Origin of the sequence: Vibrio coralliilyticus ATCC BAA-450 (genome assembly GCF_000176135.1) — a bacterium.
GTDB classification, from domain to species: domain Bacteria; phylum Pseudomonadota; class Gammaproteobacteria; order Enterobacterales; family Vibrionaceae; genus Vibrio; species Vibrio coralliilyticus.
The window spans coordinates 1-19037 of record NZ_ACZN01000003.1 but is presented as its reverse complement, the minus strand read 5'-3'; the positions used below and the strand labels follow the sequence as shown (position 1 = coordinate 19037).

Below are 19037 nucleotides of genomic sequence, written 5' to 3'. Positions count from 1 at the left end.
TAACGTGCGGTTTAGTACGTTCAAATTTTTCTTTAGACACGATCGTGTTCCTTCCTAGTTATGATTCGCCGCGAACATTATTGATCACGACGCGCCAGAATTTGCTATTTTATGCGCCAACGTCCGTCAGCGCAATATTTGGACGTATTGATCTTTAAAAAAGTCTTGCTATTTTTAAAGGTTAATACGATTTATTAGTAACCACGGTCTGCAATGATTTTATCTGCAAAGTTTTTCGGTACTTCAGCGTACTCGTTAAACTCCATAGAATAAGACGCACGGCCTTGAGTTGCAGAACGTAGATCAGTTGCGTAACCAAACATCTCAGATAGTGGTACTTGAGCGCGGATGATCTTAATACCAGCCACACCATCGTCCATACCTTCGATCATACCGCGACGGCGGTTTAGGTCACCAACAACGTCACCCATCCAATCTTCAGGCGTAGTTACTTCAACATTCATCATTGGCTCAAGAAGTACAGGCTGTGCTTCTAATGAACCCTTCTTGAATGCCATCGAGCCAGCGATCTTAAACGCCATCTCGTTAGAGTCAACATCGTGGTAAGAACCATCAAACAGTGTTGCTTTAATGTCTAGAACCGGGTAACCCGCTAGAACACCACTGTTCATTTGCTCTTCGATACCTTTCGCTACCGAACTGATGTATTCCTTAGGAACAACACCACCCACAATTTCGTCAACAAAGACAAAACCTTCACCAGGTTCAGATGGCTCCAGTTTGATCCATACGTGACCATACTGACCACGACCACCAGATTGACGTACAAATTTACCTTCAACTTCCGCGTTACCACGAATCGTTTCTCGGTAAGCAACCTGAGGTTTACCAACATTACAGTCAACGCTGAATTCACGTTTCATACGGTCAACGATGATATCTAGGTGAAGCTCACCCATACCAGAGATCAGTGTCTGACCTGTTTCGTCATCCGTTTCGACGCGGAAAGACGGATCTTCTGCGGCTAGTTTACCTAGCGCAATAGCCATCTTTTCTTGATCGGCAACAGAGCGAGGCTCTACCGCGATCTGAATTACTGGGTCAGGGAACTCCATGCGTTCCAGAATCACCTTGTGGTTCTGGTCACATAGTGTGTCACCTGTCGTCACGTCTTTCAGGCCAATTGCTGCTGCAATATCACCTGCGCGAACTTCTTTAATCTCATCACGCTTGTTTGAGTGCATCTGTACGATGCGACCAAAGCGTTCTTTCTTCTGTTTAACAGAGTTGTAAACAGCATCACCAGAGTTCACTACACCAGAGTAAACACGCATAAAGGTTAGCGTACCTACGAACGGGTCTGTCGCGATTTTAAATGCGAGTGCTGAGAACGGTTCGTTGTCGTCTGCATGACGCTCTACTTCGTTGTCGTTGTCATCCACACCTTTGATCGCTGGAACGTCAATTGGCGATGGTAAAAATTCGACTACTGCATCGAGTACCGCTTGAACACCTTTGTTTTTAAACGCACTACCACAAGTGGCCAGTACGATTTCATTGTTTAGTGTACGAGTACGTAATGCTTGCTTGATTTCAGCTTCCGTTAGTTCGCCTTCTTCAAGATACTTATCCATTAGCTCTTCGCTAGCTTCTGCCGCTGACTCAACAAGGTTGTTGTGCCACTCTTCAGCAAGTTCAAGCATGTCCGCTGGAATGTCTTCGTAAGTGAAAGTTGTACCTTGATCAGCTTCACTCCAGTTGATCATCTTCATCTTGATCAGGTCAATAACACCCTTGAAGTCTTCTTCCGCACCAACATTAAGTTGGATAGGAACAGGGTTCGCACCAAGACGGTTTTTAATTTGATCAACAACACGAAGGAAGTCAGCACCTGCACGGTCCATCTTGTTGACAAACACCATACGCGGAACGTGGTACTTATCTGCTTGACGCCATACCGTTTCAGATTGAGGTTCAACACCTGACGAGCCACAGAATACAACAACTGCACCATCGAGTACGCGCAGTGAGCGCTCTACTTCAATAGTGAAGTCAACGTGTCCAGGAGTATCGATAATATTGATGCGGTGGTCTTGGAATTGCGCTTCCATACCACGCCAGAAAGTTGTCGTAGCCGCAGAGGTGATTGTGATACCACGCTCTTGCTCCTGCTCCATCCAGTCCATGGTAGCAGCACCATCGTGAACTTCACCGATTTTATGAGAAAGACCAGTGTAGAAAAGAATGCGTTCACTTGTGGTTGTTTTACCTGCGTCTACGTGAGCGACGATACCAATATTACGGTAGCGCTCAATAGGTGTTTTACGAGCCACGATTGAATCCTCTTGAATTAGGGACTATTGCTATTTCTAGTTGCATTTTAATCTGTTAGAAGCAGTTTTTGCTTGCCCTAGATATAGCAATAGTTCCTAGGCTTGCGCATAGGAACTAGTGTAGCGCCGCGAGGGTTCCCGCGGCACTGAAAGGTATTACCAGCGGTAATGAGCGAATGCTTTGTTCGCTTCTGCCATACGGTGAACGTCTTCACGTTTCTTAACAGCAGTACCTTTGTTCTCAGACGCGTCTAGCATTTCAGCAGCTAGGCGTTGAGCCATAGATTTTTCACCACGCTTACGCGCAGCTTCAACTACCCAACGCATAGCAAGTGCGTTACGGCGAACCGGACGAACTTCTACAGGTACTTGGTAAGTTGAACCACCCACGCGACGAGATTTAACCTCTACCGCAGGGCGAACATTTTCAAGAGCTTCTTCAAATACAGCTAAGTGATCTTTACCAGATTTCTCAGCCATTGCATCTAGTGCAGTGTAAACAATTTTCTCTGCAGTAGATTTTTTACCGTCAACCATAAGGATGTTAACGAATTTTGCCAGCAGTTCTGATTTGAACTTTGGATCTGGAAGGATCTTACGCTGACCGATGACGCGACGACGTGGCATGGAATTTCTCCGTTGTCTTATTCTTCAGGTTATCCAAAACTTTACAGTTTCTTCAAAAATTAATATTAATTTTAGTGTTTGGCCTTACTTAACGCTTCTCTTTAAAAGAAAAGACGATTAAGACTTAGGACGCTTCACACCGTACTTAGAACGACCTTGTTTACGGTCATTTACGCCAGCACAGTCAAGTGCACCACGTACAGTGTGGTAACGTACACCCGGAAGGTCTTTAACACGACCGCCACGGATTAGAACAACTGAGTGCTCTTGAAGGTTGTGACCTTCACCACCGATGTACGAAGTTACTTCGAAACCGTTTGTTAGACGTACACGACATACTTTACGTAGTGCCGAGTTAGGTTTTTTAGGTGTAGTAGTGTAAACACGAGTACATACACCACGTTTTTGTGGGCACGCTTCTAGTGCTGGCACGTTGCTTTTAACAACTTGCTTTGCACGTGGCTTACGTACCAACTGGTTAATAGTTGCCATTAACTAGCTCCTGATTTACTTAAAAGTAAGCTTTGTGAAAAATCTAACCCTATCTAGACGTCGTACCAAAGCACTTCGTACAAATAGGGACGCAAAATTCTATGCAGCAGTGAGAGGTGTGTCAAGAAATATACGGATCTTTTTTGTTCAACTCGAACACGTGTGCCGTAAATGCTTATTCACAGTCTGCCAAGGAAAAGACTTAATCCCAGGTGAGAGAGTTTTCTTGCTCAGAAGTAAGGTCAACAAAGCCTTCGTAGTCGACCATCTCTATAGATGGGCTCATACGGTTAAGGATACCACGGGCTGCCAGATCACTCTGCAACACAAAGGTATTGAAGCCTTTTATTAGTGGGTACGTCTTATGTTGGGGATTAACCGCGTAAACAGCATCTTCAATCAATAGCAAAGCATCGCCATCAACATACACCTTAACGACGTCTTCCAGAGCCGCCACAGACTTAACAATATGTAACATGATTCCCTTAGAAAGAAAGTACTTTGTCAGCGCGATGGAGCTGCGCCTGCATATCAACAACAGATAGCGATTCAACATCGATGACTAAGTCAGCTTGCGCTAAACCACGTTCAGCCAATGAGTCCGAGCAGACGTATACTTGTTCAATGTCGTAAAGATCAAATAGCTTGAGCATAGGTGAATAGTCTTTGCTAAGGATATTGCCTGTTTGCTGCCCAGCAATCAGCTGGTACACACCATCACCAATAAACAGTACGCTGATGTCTTCGCAATACGCTGATGCCGCCAGCAAAGCATCGACACCTTCTCGGCCGGACGAGCTGCCATGAGGGGCACTGCGGAACACATAGGTTAACTGACTCAAAACTGCACCACTCTATCTTGGGTAAGCATAGCTTCAGCCAAACTGCCTAGCCCTGCCTGATGAAAGCCATCTGCAAGGTTACTTTGCATCAAGCTGTGTTGCTTGGCTTCATCCTGACTGACTACACCACGACGCAATGCCGCGGCAACACAAGTCTCGAGGCGCACTGCGTGTTCTAAAGCCAGAGATTGCCACGCTTTGACCAAATCAAATTCGTCATTCGCCGGTACACTCAGCGCGGTTCCGTTGGTTACGCCATCTTGATAAAAGAACACACTGACCAACTGATGCCCTTTATTAATCAGGCTACGGGCAAACTGATATGCAGTTCTAGCAGACTGACTGCCATACACTGAACCGTTGACGACCAAGGTGTAGCTCAATGCACTCAACTTTCGTCTTCCTCAGTCTTGCGCTGGCGGATATAAAGATAAACGGTGTGCTTAGAGATATTCAAACGATCTGCCACGCGATTAATCGCATCTTTAATGTCAAAAATGCCTTTATCGAATAACTCCATCACAATCTGACGGTTTTTGGTGTTGTTCGATACTGACTTGTCAGCATTGATCTCTTCGATAGTACGTTCAACCGTCTGGTCCACCAGCTCTTCAACATCACTGGCAAAGTTCACTGAGGATGCCGCTTGCTTTGCCTCTTCCGTTGGCATGAAAGATTGCAGTACTTGAGAGAATGGCGCATCGAGATTGACGTTGATACATAGCAAGCCAATAACACGATTCTCGCCATTGCGGATCGCAACGGTAATCGACTTCATCAACACTCCACCCTTGGCACGGGTAAAGTAGGAACGAGAGAAGTTACGTTCGGAACCTTCAATATCACGCAACATTTTTAACGCTAAATCTGTGATAGGTGAACCAACCTGACGGCCGGTATTTTCACCATTGGCAATTTTAATCGCTGACGTATTGAGATCTTCCAGAGAATGCAGAACGATTTCACAAAATGGGCCGATAAGACTGGCGATGCCGTCTACGACTGCTTCATAGGATCTCAGAATAATTTTGTCGTGCTCACTAAATGGCATCACATTGACAGATTCCATTTCGAGCAACATATCCGTGTTTACTGTGTCTGTAGTTGTCACTTTTTAAGCCTTCGAGCGAAAAATCAACAAATTGGTGTAAGTTTATCAGAAATTTTGAATTGAACATCTAGCAATGCCACTATCTAGTGATTTAGAACAAACTATTCACGCGATACAGCACTCAGAAAATGAAAAAAGGCCTGACTTACGTCAGACCTTTCCATCTTTATTCAGAGAGAAGTGGTTTATTGAACCGCTTGCTCGCCTTCGCCATTATCGATTTTCAGCAGTTCAACTTCAAACACCAGGGTAGAGTTTGCCGGGATGCTTGGCGTATCTTGCTCACCGTATGCTAGCTCAGGTGGGATAACGAACTTAAACTTAGAGCCTACAGGCATTAGTTGAACACCTTCAGTCCAACCAGAAATCACACGGTTAAGTGGGAACGTCGCTGGTTCGCCACGATCGTATGAGCTATCGAATTGAGTGCCGTCAATCAATGTGCCTTTGTAATGAACCTGAACCGTATCAGTGTCTTTCGGCTGATCACCTTTAGCTGGAGTCATTACTTGGTAAAGTAGACCTGATTCAGTCTTCTTCACACCTTCCTGCTTTTCGAAGTCAGCACGGAAATCATCACCCGCTTTCTTTGCTTCAGCTGCTTTTTCTGCTGCTTGCTTTTGCATCGTTTCAGCTACACGCTTGTCTAGCGACTCAAGTGCTGCGCGTGTTTCTTCTTCATTTAGCTCAGGATTACCCGCAAACACATGTTCAATGCCTTTCAATACAAGGTCTTTATCTAGATTGATACCAATTTCGTTTGGCTTATCTAGGCTAGTATTCAGGTAGTTAGCGAACGATACGCCAATCGCGTAAGCTGCTTTCTCATCGTCGGTTTTAAAGTGAACCGTTTTACCGGCTTCTGCTTGCACTTGCTCGGCTGCAGGCGCTGCTTCTGTTTTAGCTTCTTCTTCTTTCTGACAGCCAACCGCCAACATTACTGTTGCTGCAAGCAGTGACACCTTAAAAATAGATTTCATTGAATTCTCCAATTAATGGCTAACCATTTGTCTTTGCGCACAAATCTGTAATTTAGACTGGTGCTCATAAGCATGTTGTACCACTATAACCAATATGCGTTTTAATTAAACGTTAACTAAAGCGGATCTTTGTATTTAATGCGAATTATTTTTCACACTCTGATACTTACGTTTGTCATCGCAGCGTTAAATGGCTGCTTTTTCTCCACGCAGGATGATCAACGTTGGGTAATTGAACCTCTAGGAACCACCAGTTTCGCCTTAAGCCGAGATGCCCGCTTTGCCCTGTTGTACTCCAAAGAGCATCAACTGGTACTGTGGGATCTCTACGAAAGCCAGCAGCTTGCCTCATTAGGCGAACAAGATCCTCAAGCCAGTACCGTTTCTCGAATCCGTATCTCAGATAATGGCCGATTTGCCGTCACCGCAACGCAAATTAACTTCGCGGTTTGGGATTTAGCTTGGACACAAGCACAAGGTCTTTGGTCCATCTCCGACGGATTAATTCGCGATGTCGACATTGCCAGCAATGGTGAACAAGTCTTGCTGGGCTTATCGAACGGCAAGGCCATTTACGTCAACTTAGTCACTGGAAGACGATTAGAGTTCCTTGCCCACAATGAAAAAGTGAATTCTGTCGCCCTATCTCCTAATGGTCGCTTCGCCTTATCTGGAGGCAATGACTACACCGCCTACCTATGGGATACCCGCACAGGGCAAATTCTTAAGAGCTTTGAACATGAGCAGCGCATCAATCGTGTCGCCCTACAACGGGATGGTTTGTACGCCTTTACCTCGGACGGGGGCAATCAAGCAATCATCTGGGATCTCAGAACCGGAGAGCAAATTTCCAACCTGCGCAGTTTTTCTCGTCAGTTGATCTTCTCAACGGCCCGCTTCTCGGATGATGGGCAGTTCCTTGTCACTGGTACTCCTTCAAGCCGAATTATGGTCTGGGACGTACAAACAGGTAAAAAGGTCGAGGGATTTGAAGCCGAGCCTTTAAAAGATACTCGCCCTCCACGTGCAGTGGTGTATGATGCAGCTTTTGACAATCAGAACCGAGTGATCTCGGGCACTTCCGCTGGAATTGCTCAAGCTTGGAGCGTGGACTACTAATCATGACAGAAAAGCGTGTTGAAGAATTGGAGAACCGTCTAAACGACATGGAGTGCCAGCTGGCCTTTCAAGAACAGACCATTGAGTCTCTTAATGATGCATTGAGCCAGCAACAGCTGCTGATCACAAAAATGCAGGACCAGATGAAGTACGTGGTGGGCAAGGTCAAAAACATGGACTCATCTAATTTAGCTGATCCAGCTCAAGAAACCCCGCCTCCACACTACTAACTAAACATGTATGTAATCACGACACCGGCGACCACTAAGCAACCGCCGATACGCCTGAGTTGATTGTCGGGTTGTTCACTTAACTGAGCAACCATATTACGCCAGAAATTAGGGGCAATTAAAGGCCCTAGCCCTTCGACGATTAACACTAACCCCAATGCGACCCACAATGAGTTCGACATACGTAGCTCCTCAAAAAAGAAAGGCTCCACAAGGGAGCCTTTATTATCTATCAACTTGAACTTACTTCGCTGGTGCACCAGCAGAGTTATTCATGTACTGGAAGAAGTCACTCTTCGGATCCAGTACTAAGATATCGCTCTTATCGCTGAATGATGTCTCATAAGCTTTTAGAGAACGCATAAAGCCAAAGAATTCTGGATCTTTGTTATAAGCATCCGAGTAGATTTTCGCAGATTTCGCATCCGCTTCACCTCGAGTTACACGTGCAGTTTTGTCCGCTTCTGCTAGAACTGTTGCCACTTCTAGATCAGCTTGTGCACGGATAACTTCTGCCTTCTCACGACCTTGGGAACGGTGCTTACGCGCTACAGATTCACGCTCAGCTCTCATACGGCGGTAGATAGACTCACTGATTTCATCAGGTAGGTTGATTTTCTTCATACGGAAATCAACGATCTCAACACCCAAGTCAGTCATTGCGCTATCTGAAGTACCAACAAGAACGTTCTCCATAATTTGGTCACGCTCACCGTCAACTTCTAGCGCTTCAAGAGCCGCTTCAGTTGTCACTTCTTCGCTGTCTGCACTTTCAGGAAGTACATCTTTGTTACGCGGGCCAGAAACAATCTGCTTGATCTCACGAGCACCAATTTCAGAACGTAGTACGTCGGTAACTTTACGTTCAAGTAGCGCTTCCGCTGTCAACGTATTCCCACCACCAGTGGTTAGGTAGTAACGCCCGAAGTCTGAGATACGCCACTTAACGTAAGTATCGATCAGCACGTCTTTTTTCTCAGACGTTACGAAACGGTCAGAACGGCTATCCATTGTTTGAATACGCGCATCCAGAGTTTTCACTCGATCGAATAGCGGCATCTTAAAATGCAAGCCTGGCTCGTAGATTTTTGATGCGCCGTTATCATCAAGAACACGACCAAATCGAATCACCAATCCACGCTCGCCTTCTTGAATGACAAATACTGACATTAGCAGTAGAACAATGGTAACGACTAATACAGGGATCATTAACTTACGCATTCTTAATATCTCCCTTGACGTGAACCAGTTGAACGAGATTGCGAGTCTGAAGTTGTCTCATTTTTCTGAGTTTCTAGCTCAATTTGATCGTATGCAGAAGAGGACTTCGTGCTACGTTTGGTTTGAGTCTTACCTTCTTGACCCGCCAGTTTATCAATAGGCAGATACAGAAGGTTACCGCTTGATTCCGAATCTATCAGGACTTTAGACGTGCTTGAATAAACGCGTTCCATAGTATCTAGGTACAAACGGTTACGAGTAACTTCAGGCGCTGCTTGGTATTCAGGAAGTAGTTTCTCAAACTGCGCTACTTGACCAAGTGCTTCATTCACTACGCGCTCAGAGTAACCTAATGCTTCTTTCTTCAGACGCTCAGCTCGACCCGTCGCTTTTGGAAGAATATCGTTACGGTAAGCTTCTGCTTCACGTTCAAAACGCTCTTCATCCTCACGTGCTGCGATAGCATCGTCGAATGCGTCTTTAACTTGCTCAGGTGGACGCGCAGACTGGAAGTTGACGTCAACAATGACAACACCCATATCGTAGCTATCTACGATTTCATTTAACGTTTCCTGAGTACTTTGACGGATTTGCTGACGACCAGTCGTCAGGATGCTATCCATCAGAGAGTCACCAATCACTGCGCGAAGCGCAGAGTCGGTCGCTTGGCGTAAGCTATCATCTGCGTTCGTCACGCGGAATAGGTATTTGTATGGGTCAGCAACACGGTACTGAACATCCATCGCTATCGTCACAACGTTTTCATCTTTAGTCAGCATTAGACCAGATGAACGCAGTGAGCGAATTGCCTGTACGTTGACAGGAGTAACTTCATCAATGAAGCGAGGGCGCCAGTTCAGACCAGGATCTACGACGCGATCGTATTTACCCAATCGTAGAACAACACCACGTTCGGCTTCACCGATGGTGTAAAAGCCCGCAAAGAACCAGATTGCTATCGCGATTACTGCAATGACACCAAAACCTAGTGCACCACCGCCGCCACCGATAGAAGACCCTTTGCCTCCTTTTCCACCACCAAACTTTCCACCCAGTTTCTGACTCAGTTTATTAAATACTTCGTCTAAGTCTGGCGGTCCTTGATCACGGCCACCTTTGTTACCACGATTATTACTCCCCCAAGGGTCGTTATCGCGGCCATTGTTGCCGTTGTTATTACCAGGCTCATTCCACGCCATTAGAAAGCTCCATCATTTGATATGACGTTATACTGTAGCAGTCATTTAAGTAACTATAAAGTCACGTAAAACTGCCCCTTCTCTTTTTTCAAGTCTAGACCAATCCACTTGTTGCATGCGAACATCAATCAACAAGTTACCATCCTGATCATATTCTTCTCGTTGAATACATTTCATTTGGAAGAATGTACTACGAATGCGCCCCTGATGTTGTGGCGGTATTCGCAATTGATACTGAACCATTTGACTAGCTAAGCGCTCAGTCAGAGCATCAAACAGCAGTTCAACACCAATGCCTTCCATTGCCGAAACCCAAACGGCACGAGGAATACCTTCTTCGTCCCTTTCAATTCGAGGTTTCTGGTCTTCGAGATTATCAATTTTGTTCATTACGAGAAGAGCAGGTACCTCATGGGCACCAATCTCTTCAAGCACTTCATGAACAGCATGAATATTCTCACGAAAACGCTCATCACTGGCATCGACAACATGTAACAAAATGTCAGCTTCCTGCGTTTCTTGCAGGGTCGCTTTAAAAGCGGCGACTAGGTCATGGGGTAAATGTCGGATAAATCCAACCGTGTCAGCCAAAATGGCTGTTCCCACATCCGCAAGCTCAATTTTTCTCAACGTTGGATCCAAAGTGGCAAACAGCTGGTCTGCTGCATATACGCCCGCTTCGGTAATGCGGTTAAACATGGTGGATTTACCCGCGTTGGTATAACCAACCAGAGAGATAGTTGGGATTTCCGCTCGATTTCTGGATCGGCGACCTTGTTCACGCTGCTTTGCCACTTTTTCCAAGCGGCGCAAGATAGCTTTTATACGGTCACGCAAAAGACGTCGGTCAGTTTCTAACTGGGTTTCACCTGGACCACGTAAACCAATACCACCTTTTTGTCGCTCAAGGTGAGTCCAACCACGAATAAGTCGAGTAGAGATATGGCGAAGCTGAGCGAGCTCAACCTGCAATTTACCTTCGTGTGTTCGGGCACGTTGAGCAAAGATATCGAGGATCAGACCGGTACGATCAAGGACTCGACATTTACACAACGATTCTAGGTTACGTTCTTGGGCAGGAGAGAGGGCGTGATTGAATATCACTATATCCGCAGCAGCAAGTTGCACCGCTTGGGCAATTTCCTGAGCTTTACCCTCTCCGACATAATATTTAGGGTGTGGTGACTGGCGACTACCAGTTACAACTTGTAACGTTGAGACACCAGCTGAAGATACCAGCATTTCAAACTCGCTGAGATCTTCCCACTCCCCTTCTTGCGTGAAGTTGATATGAACAAGTACGGCTCGCTCACCGGCTTCATAACGGTCAAACAAGCAATCAACTCCTTAAAATAATACTAGTTTTCTTGTTCAGAGAATTAATCTTCTGATTTCTCTTGCTGACGCTCGCCACCCTGAGGACGCTCACCACTGTGGTGGCTAACTGGACGAGCAGGAACTACCGTAGAGATAGCGTGCTTGTATACCATTTGGTTTACTGTGTTTTTCAGCAAGATCACAAATTGATCGAAAGACTCAATCTGACCCTGTAGTTTAATTCCGTTTACTAGGTAGATTGATACGGGAATACGTTCACGACGTAATGCATTTAAGAATGGGTCTTGAAGAGATTGCCCCTTAGCCATTTTATTTTCCTTATTTTGTAATTTTGTTCTAGTTATTTAGCTAGTGGTGCGCTGCAAAACTAGGTGCGGCCTTTGCATCTGAGCTAAACGATAAAAAACACCCTGTCGTTACCTGTTATGACGGCTTTACCATCAAATTTCAAGTAACAGATCCTTTACAGGGTACATTCACGCAAAAGCGATCACATTATACACAGCTAAAACCTTCAGACGCTATGGCATTTGATACGGTTTCTAGAGACTGTTCTATGTTTTCGCTATCTAACCAAGTTAAATCATCCCAGCTGCGCAACCAGGTGATTTGTCGCTTGGCCAACTGGCGGGTCGCACAGATGCCTTTAAATATGGCATCATCAAGTGTGCAATTCCCATCCAAATAATCCCACATCTGCCGATAGCCGACGCAACGAATAGAAGGAAGATCTGGGTTAAGATCATCGCGAGCATACAACTCACGCATTTCTTGCTCAAATCCTGCTTCCATCATTTTGTCGAATCTTAATTCGATTCGGCGATGAAGTTCAGCCCTTTCCTTGGGAGCTATAGCAAACTGTTTCACTCTAAACGGCAGGCTTTCACCTTTGGTTTGAGTCAGTTCAGTAAGAGTTTTACCTGAAATTCGATAAACTTCCAATGCCCTCGACAATCTTTGCGGATCATTCGGGTGGATTCGTTCAGCAGAAACCGGATCAATCTCTTTGAGTTGATCGTGCAGTACCTCCCAGCCTAGAGTCAATGCTTCTTGCTCAATTTGCTGACGGATTTCAGGGTTTGCAGCTGGAAGAGGTGACAAACCTTCCAGTAGTGCTTTGTAATAGAGCATGGTGCCACCAACCAAGAGTGGGATCTTGCCTTGCTCTACAATCTTGTGCATTTCATTCAACGCATCGCGACGAAAGTCTGCGGCGGAATAGGCTTCGCTAGGATCGAGAATATCGATCAATCGATGTGGGGCCTGTGCCTGTTCTTCATCATCAGGCTTGGCGGTACCGATATCCATCCCTTTATAAATTAGAGCGGAATCCACAGAAATAATTTCCACTGGAAATTTTTTTCGCAGGCGGATCGCCAGATCGGTTTTCCCCGATGCGGTTGGCCCCATTAAAAAGAGGGCCAAAGGTAATTCATTCTTCATAACTTCATCGCTGCAATGGTTGCAGAAAAATCAACAGGGCGAACAAAAGTACGGTCATCTAACGGCAGGTTCCCCCGCCAAAGTTGTTCTATCTCAGCAATGACCTGTATCGCTTCCGACAAAGTGTAGTCGCTTTTAACCTGTGTGATCTGGTTGGTTAACCAATCAGAGAGCGCCTGTGGTGGCAAGGCTTGATCATTCTCTGATATCAAAGCCGCGTAAGATAACAGATCTGGTATCAATTGTTGTAAATTTTGCTGACGAAGCGGCTGAGGTACCCCCATGATCATCAATGAGGATGAATTTCGACTCTTCAGCTCTATGCCAAACTGCATCAACGTTGCGTGATGCTGTTGAGACGCTTCAATCTGCTGATGGTCGAGTTTCAGTGACAATGGCACCAAGAGAGGCTGACTCTTCAATGCCCCTCCATTGAGTGACAACTGCCCGTTCACACGCAACCATTCTGCTTTAGCCATTGAGACTACCCTCGCTCCCTGCTTATCTCCCATAAGCAAGTACTGGCCTTGAGTCACACAGACAGCTTTACCCAATGCCTCTATTGCCTCAGCAGGCTCTGCGAGAGCTGAAGTTACAGGTTCAAGTTCTGAGGGAATTGGAGGGGCTTCCTGAGACAACACTGGTGTTTCCAGCAACTCTTTGTAAGCACGTACTTCCTGCTTGCTTGGTGCTGGCTCTCCATAGCGCTCTTCAGGTTTCGCTTTTTGCCGAGGTACAGGACGTGATTCTACCCAGTCACTTTTCGCTGCTGCCTCACGTACCTGAGTACGCTCTTTCTCAGCTTGACGCTTTTCTTCATAGCCTTGCTGACCAGGATAAGCAGGCACTTTTTCCACTGCTCGATACACGCTTTCAGACACAGGATTGGTGTCGGCAGTGACGGGGGTAGGTATTTCCGGTGTAACGGGTTCTGTATGAAATGCAGAGGCGTTGATGTCGGGTTTATCAATCTGAGCACTCTGTACTAGAGCATCACTCAAGGCTTGATAAATAAAGTCATGTACCAGACGAGCTTGATGGAAACGCACTTCATGTTTCGCCGGATGGACATTCACATCGACTTGATGGGGGTCAATCTCAATAAACAGCACATAAGTAGCAAACTGTTCAGGACGTAGACTGGTCTCGTAGCTTTGCCTAATGGCATGGTTGATCAGCTTGTCACGCATCATACGGCCATTGACGTAGCAGTATTGCAGATCACTTTGCTGACGAGCTCCTTCGGGCGTCGTGATCCAGCCATGCAGCTTGAGCCCTTGGTGTTCAAGCTCAATTTTCAACATATTGCGCACGAACGGGTTGCCACATACTGCCGCAATGCGTTTTTCTTCTTGAACCTGAGTCTTAGCCGCTCGATATTGCTTGATCATTTTGCCGTTGTGTCGCAAATTGATCGTGACGTCAAATCGGCTTAAAGCGATACGTTTTAACAGCTCGTCAATATGAGTAAATTCGGTCTTCTCTGTGCGGAGGAATTTACGTCTAGCTGGCGTATTAAAAAACAGATCCAGCACTTCGACTGACGTACCAATAGGGTGCGCTGTCGGTTGCAGCTTCACTTGCATCTCGCGCCCTTCACTGTACGCAGACCAAGCCTGATCTTGTGTAGCAGGACGAGAGGTCAGTGTCAGACGAGCAACAGAACTGATACTGGCAAGCGCTTCGCCACGAAACCCTAAGCTCATGATCGCTTCAAGATCATCCAAGCTGTGTATTTTTGACGTCGCATGACGACTCAAAGCTAAACCCAACTCATCCTTGGCAATGCCTTTGCCATTGTCACGCACACGGATAAGCTTAGTGCCGCCTTTTTCGATATCAATATCAATCCGGGTAGCACCAGAGTCTAAACTGTTTTCGACCAGCTCTTTGACAACGGAAGCTGGCCTCTCAACCACTTCCCCTGCGGCAATCTGGTTAGCCAGTCGTGCTGGAAGAATTTTAATCGTCATGCTTATCGCTACTTATTCGGAATGATCAGAACCTGACCAATCGCCAGTTCATCTGAACGCAGATTGTTGGCTTTTCGGATCGCGCTGACACTCACATCGTATTGGCTGGCAATTTTCCCAAGGAACTCACCGCGCTTCACTTTGTGTTTACGTAACGGCTGATCTTTCATGCTGACGGTAATTTTCAGCTTTTGACCGAGCTTCAGCGTGTCAGAACGCAGTTTGTTTTCGCGTTTAATCGTTGCAACCGACACTTTGTATCGCGCAGCAATCTTACCGAGGTATTCCCCACTTTGAACCACATGAGTGATGGTCTTGGTTTCCACCGGATTCGTCACTTTAGGTACTGGTATTGCACCTTTTGAACCTGGGATCGTCAACACCTGACCAATCGCGAGACTAGAACTTTTCAGCTTATTGGCCTGCATGATGGCTTTCGTTGTCGTGCCGTACTTTTTGGCAATCACTGACAGCGATTCACCGCGTTTAACCTTATGTTTTATAGTCTTACCACGATTCGAGAACAGAGTACCTTCAGGTGGATTCGCTTCAAAGTACTGAACAATCGCTTTAGTCAGTGCACGCGCCAATTTATCTTGATGGCTGCGTTGGAAAAGTAATTTTTCTTCTGTCGGGTTAGTAATGAACCCAGTCTCAACCAAGACAGATGGAATATCAGGCGACTTCAATACTGCGAGGCTGGCGTTTACAGGTTGCTTCTTGTGCAGTTTAATTCCGGCACTGCTCATCTGTTTGAGGATCTTAGTAGCAACTTTATAGCCTTCTTTCTGAGAATGACTGAACTGCAGATCCAGCAGCGTCTGGCTGACATTCTTATCGCTGGTGTTCTTAGAAAGAACTTCACCTGCACCACCCAGTAGTTGCGACTGTTCCTCGTGATTCTCTACCCAACGGGCGATTTCTGAATTTGCTCGACGTGTATTAAGCACAAACACTGAACCACCGCGCGGCTGCGGAGTGCGGAAACCATCAGCATGAATTGAAACTAATAAATGTGCCTTGCTGCCACGCGCAATTTCGGAGCGTTTGTTGAGATTCACAAAGTAATCACCACGACGAGTCAACACGGCTTTCATGCCCGGAACGGCATTGATCTGAGCAGCAATTTTCTTGGAGATTGCCAAAGTCGCATGTTTCTCATACTTGCGGCTTGGCCCGATAGAACCCGGGTCTTCACCACCGTGGCCAGCGTCAATCGCAACCACAATATCAGCGGTGCCCAATAACTGAGAGGCATCTCGACTCACTTGAGGTGAACTACTTGAAGAAGAAGGCTTGGCTGCTGAGGTAGATGAAGAGGATGAGCCATGAGGCATGTCGATCACCAAACGATGACCATATTGACCACCCGGAGTAGGCGCCAGCTTAAACAACTGAGGCGTCACTTTCCGTTTGAGTTCAAACACCAGTCGATAGGTACCTTTCTGTGGTGGCGAACTCTTACGAATCCTTTTCAGTACTGGACTTTCCGAGACGTTAATCGGTAATTTGGTATTGATGGAAGTCTGCTTGAGATCCACGACTAAGCGATCAGGGCTGCTGAGTGTGAAATAGCTGTACTCCGCCTCCGATGCCAAATCAATAACCACACGGGTTTCGTCAGGAGACGGCCAAACACGAATACTTTCAAGAGCATTTGCCCACACACGAGTGGGCAAAAGAAACAGAGCTAGGAGAAAAGAGACAGAGACAGCTCGAACGAATTTATTGATTATCATAACTCCAACTGTTCAAGTAATTTAGATCCATAATCATTATTGGCAGTGAGATCAACCATGCGCGCTTCACCGTCATAGCGCAACTCTATATCCAGATCTGCGCGAGGAAGCAAACCCTGACCTTTCTCTGGCCATTCAACCAAACAGATCGCATCAGGAGTAAAGTAATCTCGGATCCCCATGAACTCCAACTCTTCCGGATCGGCTAAGCGGTATAGATCAAAATGATAAACTTGCCATTGGTCTAGCTGGTACGGCTCCACTAAGGTATAGGTTGGGCTTTTCACATTTCCCTGATGACCCAGTGCACGCACAAAACCTCGGCTGAATGTCGTTTTACCAGCGCCCAAATCACCGTGTAAATAGATGGTGGTTTGTTGAGAGCATAGGTTTGCCAAGACTGTCCCTAATTGAATCGTTGCTTGTTCATCTTTAAGGGCAAAATGTTTCGTGGTCATGAAGATCAATCTCTACTGGGTGACTATATAAAAATCAAAAGAACAGGAATAGTAAACTGGGTTGGAATTGAGAGACAAGGTCTGTTGTGTAAGTAAAAGCCAAATTCCTGCTATTTTGGCATGAATTCTCTGATTTCGCTGCTAGATTCAACGAAAAAGATCCGTTAAGATCCGCCCCCCATTTCACCAGAGTCATTAGCATGAACTACCAAGAGCTCGCAAACAAGATCAAAGTTTGGGCACAAGAGCTTGGCTTCCAGAAAGCCGGTATCTGCGATGTCGACCTGAGTGAACACGAAGCAGCACTGCAAAAATGGCTTGATGCCGGCTATCACGGTGAAATGGATTGGATGGCACGTCACGGCATGATGCGAGCACGCCCTGCTGAGCTTCTGCCTGGCACAGTGCGAGTCATTAGCGTCCGCATGGACTACCTCCCCCCTGAAGCGCTATTTGCAGCCAACCTAGCCGATCCTACCCAAGCTTATATAAGCCGCTATGCACTGGGCCGAGATTACCACAAACTGGTACGCAACCAGCTAAAGAAACTTGGCCAGAAAATAGAGCAAGAAGTGGGGCAGTTTGGCTACCGCCCTTTTGTCGATTCCGCGCCTATTCTCGAGCGCCCTTTAGCGCAAAAAGCAGGACTAGGCTGGACCGGAAAGCACTCCCTCATTCTGGATAAAGATTGTGGTTCGTGGTTTTTTCTTGGTGAGCTACTCATCGATTTACCTTTGCCCATCGATGAAGCGCACCAAGGTGACTGCGGAAAATGTACCGCTTGTATCACTTCCTGCCCTACCCAAGCCATTATTGAAGAAGGTGTCGTTGATGCACGACGATGCATTTCTTACCTGACCATTGAATTCGACGGCGTGATTCCTGAAGAATTCCGCAAACCTATGGGTAACCGTATTTATGGGTGCGACGATTGCCAGCTTGTTTGCCCATGGAACCGCTTCTCTGAATTAACTGAACGCGAAGACTTTCATCGTAGGCAGGCGTTAACCTCACCAGATCTTGTTACTCTGTTTGCATGGGATGAAAAAACATTTCTCAAAAATATGGAAGGTTCTGCCATTCGAAGAATAGGTCATATCCAATGGTTAAGAAATTTGTCGATCGCCATGGGCAATGCGCCATATTCAGCTAATATTATTGAGGCACTAGAGCAGCGTATAGGATTGAGTGAAGTACTGGATGAACATATTCGTTGGGCGATAGAGCAACAAATTGCCCAAATACCCCATTCATCGACTAAGCTAAATAGGCTAATCCGTATCGTGCAAAAAGGGCTCCCCAGAGATGCATAAACTTTGCCTGATATAAGACGGCGTAATTTGATTTAGCTCTAAAAACGGGAATGTGGAAAAAAGAAAGGGCGATTGCTTGTTTTCTTTCAGCTAAAGAAGTTAATCACATTAGCCATAAATGACCAGGATCAAAAAACAATCACTTAATGATCGAACGAGATGCTCTTTAGCTAACAACAGCCAATCGATAAATTCTTTTAATACAAAGACTTAGCTCAATATCGGGAATCAGAAAGAAACTTTCATAACACAAAAGATCATTTCTCTTCGACTCAAATCAACATCCATAATCAGGTTACCCACCAACTTATCCACAGAACAATAATTGTGGATAACTCTGTTAGTTTTTACAGCTAGCCCTGACTCACCGAGGCTTGTCATTAAAAAATAAAACGAGCACATCTCGTGCTGATTTGAATTTTAGACATAAAAACGCCCACCGTAATGGAGGACTTATTATGATTTTGATTGGTTTATGCTTCACAGCATTAGATAAAGAGCGGTGACCTTTAAGGTCGATCAGACGTCTGAAGTCTGAGAAGAATTTGGAGCGACACACGAGGTTCGAACTCGTGACCTCAACCTTGGCAAGGTTGCGCTCTACCAACTGAGCTAGTGTCGCAGTTCATTATTCAAAGCATAATGAAGGCTTAGAAAA

20 protein-coding genes and 1 tRNA gene are annotated in these 19037 nt (G+C 45.9%); 3 read left to right on the top strand and 18 right to left on the bottom strand.

The window, feature by feature from the left end; all coding sequences use genetic code 11:
- Positions 1–194: 194 nt before the first annotated feature.
- The 8 genes from fusA to fkpA all read right to left on the bottom strand — a co-directional run bounded on the left by fusA (position 195) and on the right by fkpA (position 6346).
- Positions 195–2294 carry an elongation factor G gene (fusA, locus tag VIC_RS00155; RefSeq protein ID WP_006957064.1) on the bottom strand — a complete coding sequence of 700 codons (2100 nt, stop codon included), beginning with the start codon at positions 2292–2294 and terminating at the stop codon, positions 195–197.
- Between the two features lie 156 nt (positions 2295–2450).
- On the bottom strand, positions 2451–2921 hold the full coding sequence (rpsG, locus tag VIC_RS00150; RefSeq protein ID WP_006957063.1) for a 30S ribosomal protein S7: 471 nt from the start codon (positions 2919–2921) through the stop codon (positions 2451–2453).
- Between the two features lie 117 nt (positions 2922–3038).
- Positions 3039–3413, bottom strand: a complete 375-nt coding sequence (gene rpsL, locus VIC_RS00145; protein WP_004399892.1) for a 30S ribosomal protein S12 — start codon at positions 3411–3413, stop codon at positions 3039–3041.
- Positions 3414–3615: 202 nt separating this feature from the next.
- Positions 3616–3891, bottom strand: coding sequence for a sulfurtransferase complex subunit TusB (gene tusB / locus VIC_RS00140; protein WP_006957062.1), 276 nt, complete (start codon positions 3889–3891; stop codon positions 3616–3618).
- A gap of 7 nt (positions 3892–3898) precedes the next feature.
- Positions 3899–4255, bottom strand: coding sequence for a sulfurtransferase complex subunit TusC (gene tusC, locus VIC_RS00135; RefSeq protein ID WP_006957061.1), 357 nt, complete (start codon positions 4253–4255; stop codon positions 3899–3901).
- Entirely contained in the window at positions 4252–4647 is a 396-nt protein-coding gene (gene tusD / locus VIC_RS00130; RefSeq protein WP_006957060.1) for a sulfurtransferase complex subunit TusD, read from the bottom strand. The genes tusC and tusD overlap by 4 nt, the downstream gene beginning before the upstream one ends.
- Positions 4644–5366, bottom strand: coding sequence for a helix-turn-helix transcriptional regulator (locus VIC_RS00125; protein ID WP_039951057.1), 723 nt, complete (start codon positions 5364–5366; stop codon positions 4644–4646). Before VIC_RS00125 ends, tusD begins: the two co-directional genes overlap by 4 nt.
- Before the next feature lie 185 nt (positions 5367–5551).
- The gene (gene fkpA / locus VIC_RS00120) at positions 5552–6346 is read right to left on the bottom strand and encodes an FKBP-type peptidyl-prolyl cis-trans isomerase (RefSeq protein WP_006957058.1); all 795 of its coding nucleotides are present in this window, start codon (positions 6344–6346) and stop codon (positions 5552–5554) included.
- 138 nt (positions 6347–6484) lie between these two features.
- Between fkpA and VIC_RS00115 the strand changes: the two genes are divergently transcribed.
- Positions 6485–7465, top strand: a complete 981-nt coding sequence (locus tag VIC_RS00115; protein ID WP_006957057.1) for a WD40 repeat domain-containing protein — start codon at positions 6485–6487, stop codon at positions 7463–7465.
- 2 nt (positions 7466–7467) lie between these two features.
- Positions 7468–7695: a SlyX family protein gene (locus VIC_RS00110; RefSeq protein WP_006957056.1), complete on the top strand. Its 228-nt coding sequence runs from the start codon at positions 7468–7470 to the stop codon at positions 7693–7695.
- Here VIC_RS00110 and VIC_RS00105 read toward each other — a convergent pair.
- The 9 genes from VIC_RS00105 to tsaE form a co-directional block, all read right to left on the bottom strand.
- Positions 7692–7877 carry a DUF2065 domain-containing protein gene (locus tag VIC_RS00105; RefSeq protein WP_006957055.1) on the bottom strand — a complete coding sequence of 62 codons (186 nt, stop codon included), beginning with the start codon at positions 7875–7877 and terminating at the stop codon, positions 7692–7694. The genes VIC_RS00110 and VIC_RS00105 overlap by 4 nt on opposite strands.
- 61 nt (positions 7878–7938) lie before the next feature.
- On the bottom strand, positions 7939–8916 hold the full coding sequence (gene hflC, locus VIC_RS00100; RefSeq protein WP_006957054.1) for a protease modulator HflC: 978 nt from the start codon (positions 8914–8916) through the stop codon (positions 7939–7941).
- A gap of 2 nt (positions 8917–8918) precedes the next feature.
- Complete coding sequence (gene hflK, locus VIC_RS00095) at positions 8919–10115, bottom strand: FtsH protease activity modulator HflK (RefSeq protein WP_006957053.1); 1197 nt, start codon at positions 10113–10115, stop codon at positions 8919–8921.
- A 45-nt stretch (positions 10116–10160) separates the two neighbouring features.
- Positions 10161–11450, bottom strand: coding sequence for a ribosome rescue GTPase HflX (gene hflX / locus VIC_RS00090; protein WP_006957052.1), 1290 nt, complete (start codon positions 11448–11450; stop codon positions 10161–10163).
- 44 nt (positions 11451–11494) lie between these two features.
- Positions 11495–11761, bottom strand: a complete 267-nt coding sequence (gene hfq, locus VIC_RS00085) for an RNA chaperone Hfq (protein WP_006957051.1) — start codon at positions 11759–11761, stop codon at positions 11495–11497.
- A 187-nt stretch (positions 11762–11948) separates the two neighbouring features.
- Positions 11949–12896, bottom strand: a complete 948-nt coding sequence (gene miaA, locus VIC_RS00080; protein WP_006957050.1) for a tRNA (adenosine(37)-N6)-dimethylallyltransferase MiaA — start codon at positions 12894–12896, stop codon at positions 11949–11951.
- Positions 12893–14869 (bottom strand): DNA mismatch repair endonuclease MutL, encoded by a 1977-nt coding sequence (gene mutL / locus VIC_RS00075; protein ID WP_006957049.1) that lies wholly within the window; start codon positions 14867–14869, stop codon positions 12893–12895. Before mutL ends, miaA begins: the two co-directional genes overlap by 4 nt.
- Before the next feature lie 8 nt (positions 14870–14877).
- A complete protein-coding gene (locus tag VIC_RS00070; protein WP_006957048.1) occupies positions 14878–16608 on the bottom strand; it encodes a LysM peptidoglycan-binding domain-containing protein in 1731 nt (576 codons plus the stop codon).
- Positions 16605–17066: a tRNA (adenosine(37)-N6)-threonylcarbamoyltransferase complex ATPase subunit type 1 TsaE gene (gene tsaE / locus VIC_RS00065; protein WP_006957047.1), complete on the bottom strand. Its 462-nt coding sequence runs from the start codon at positions 17064–17066 to the stop codon at positions 16605–16607. The genes VIC_RS00070 and tsaE overlap by 4 nt, the downstream gene beginning before the upstream one ends.
- 200 nt (positions 17067–17266) lie before the next feature.
- Here tsaE and queG point away from each other — a divergent pair, with 200 nt between their 5' ends.
- Positions 17267–18379 carry a tRNA epoxyqueuosine(34) reductase QueG gene (gene queG / locus VIC_RS00060; protein WP_006957046.1) on the top strand — a complete coding sequence of 371 codons (1113 nt, stop codon included), beginning with the start codon at positions 17267–17269 and terminating at the stop codon, positions 18377–18379.
- A 546-nt stretch (positions 18380–18925) separates the two neighbouring features.
- Here queG and VIC_RS00055 read toward each other — a convergent pair.
- Positions 18926–19001: transfer RNA gene (locus VIC_RS00055), tRNA-Gly, on the bottom strand.
- Between the last annotated feature and the right edge of the window lie 36 nt (positions 19002–19037).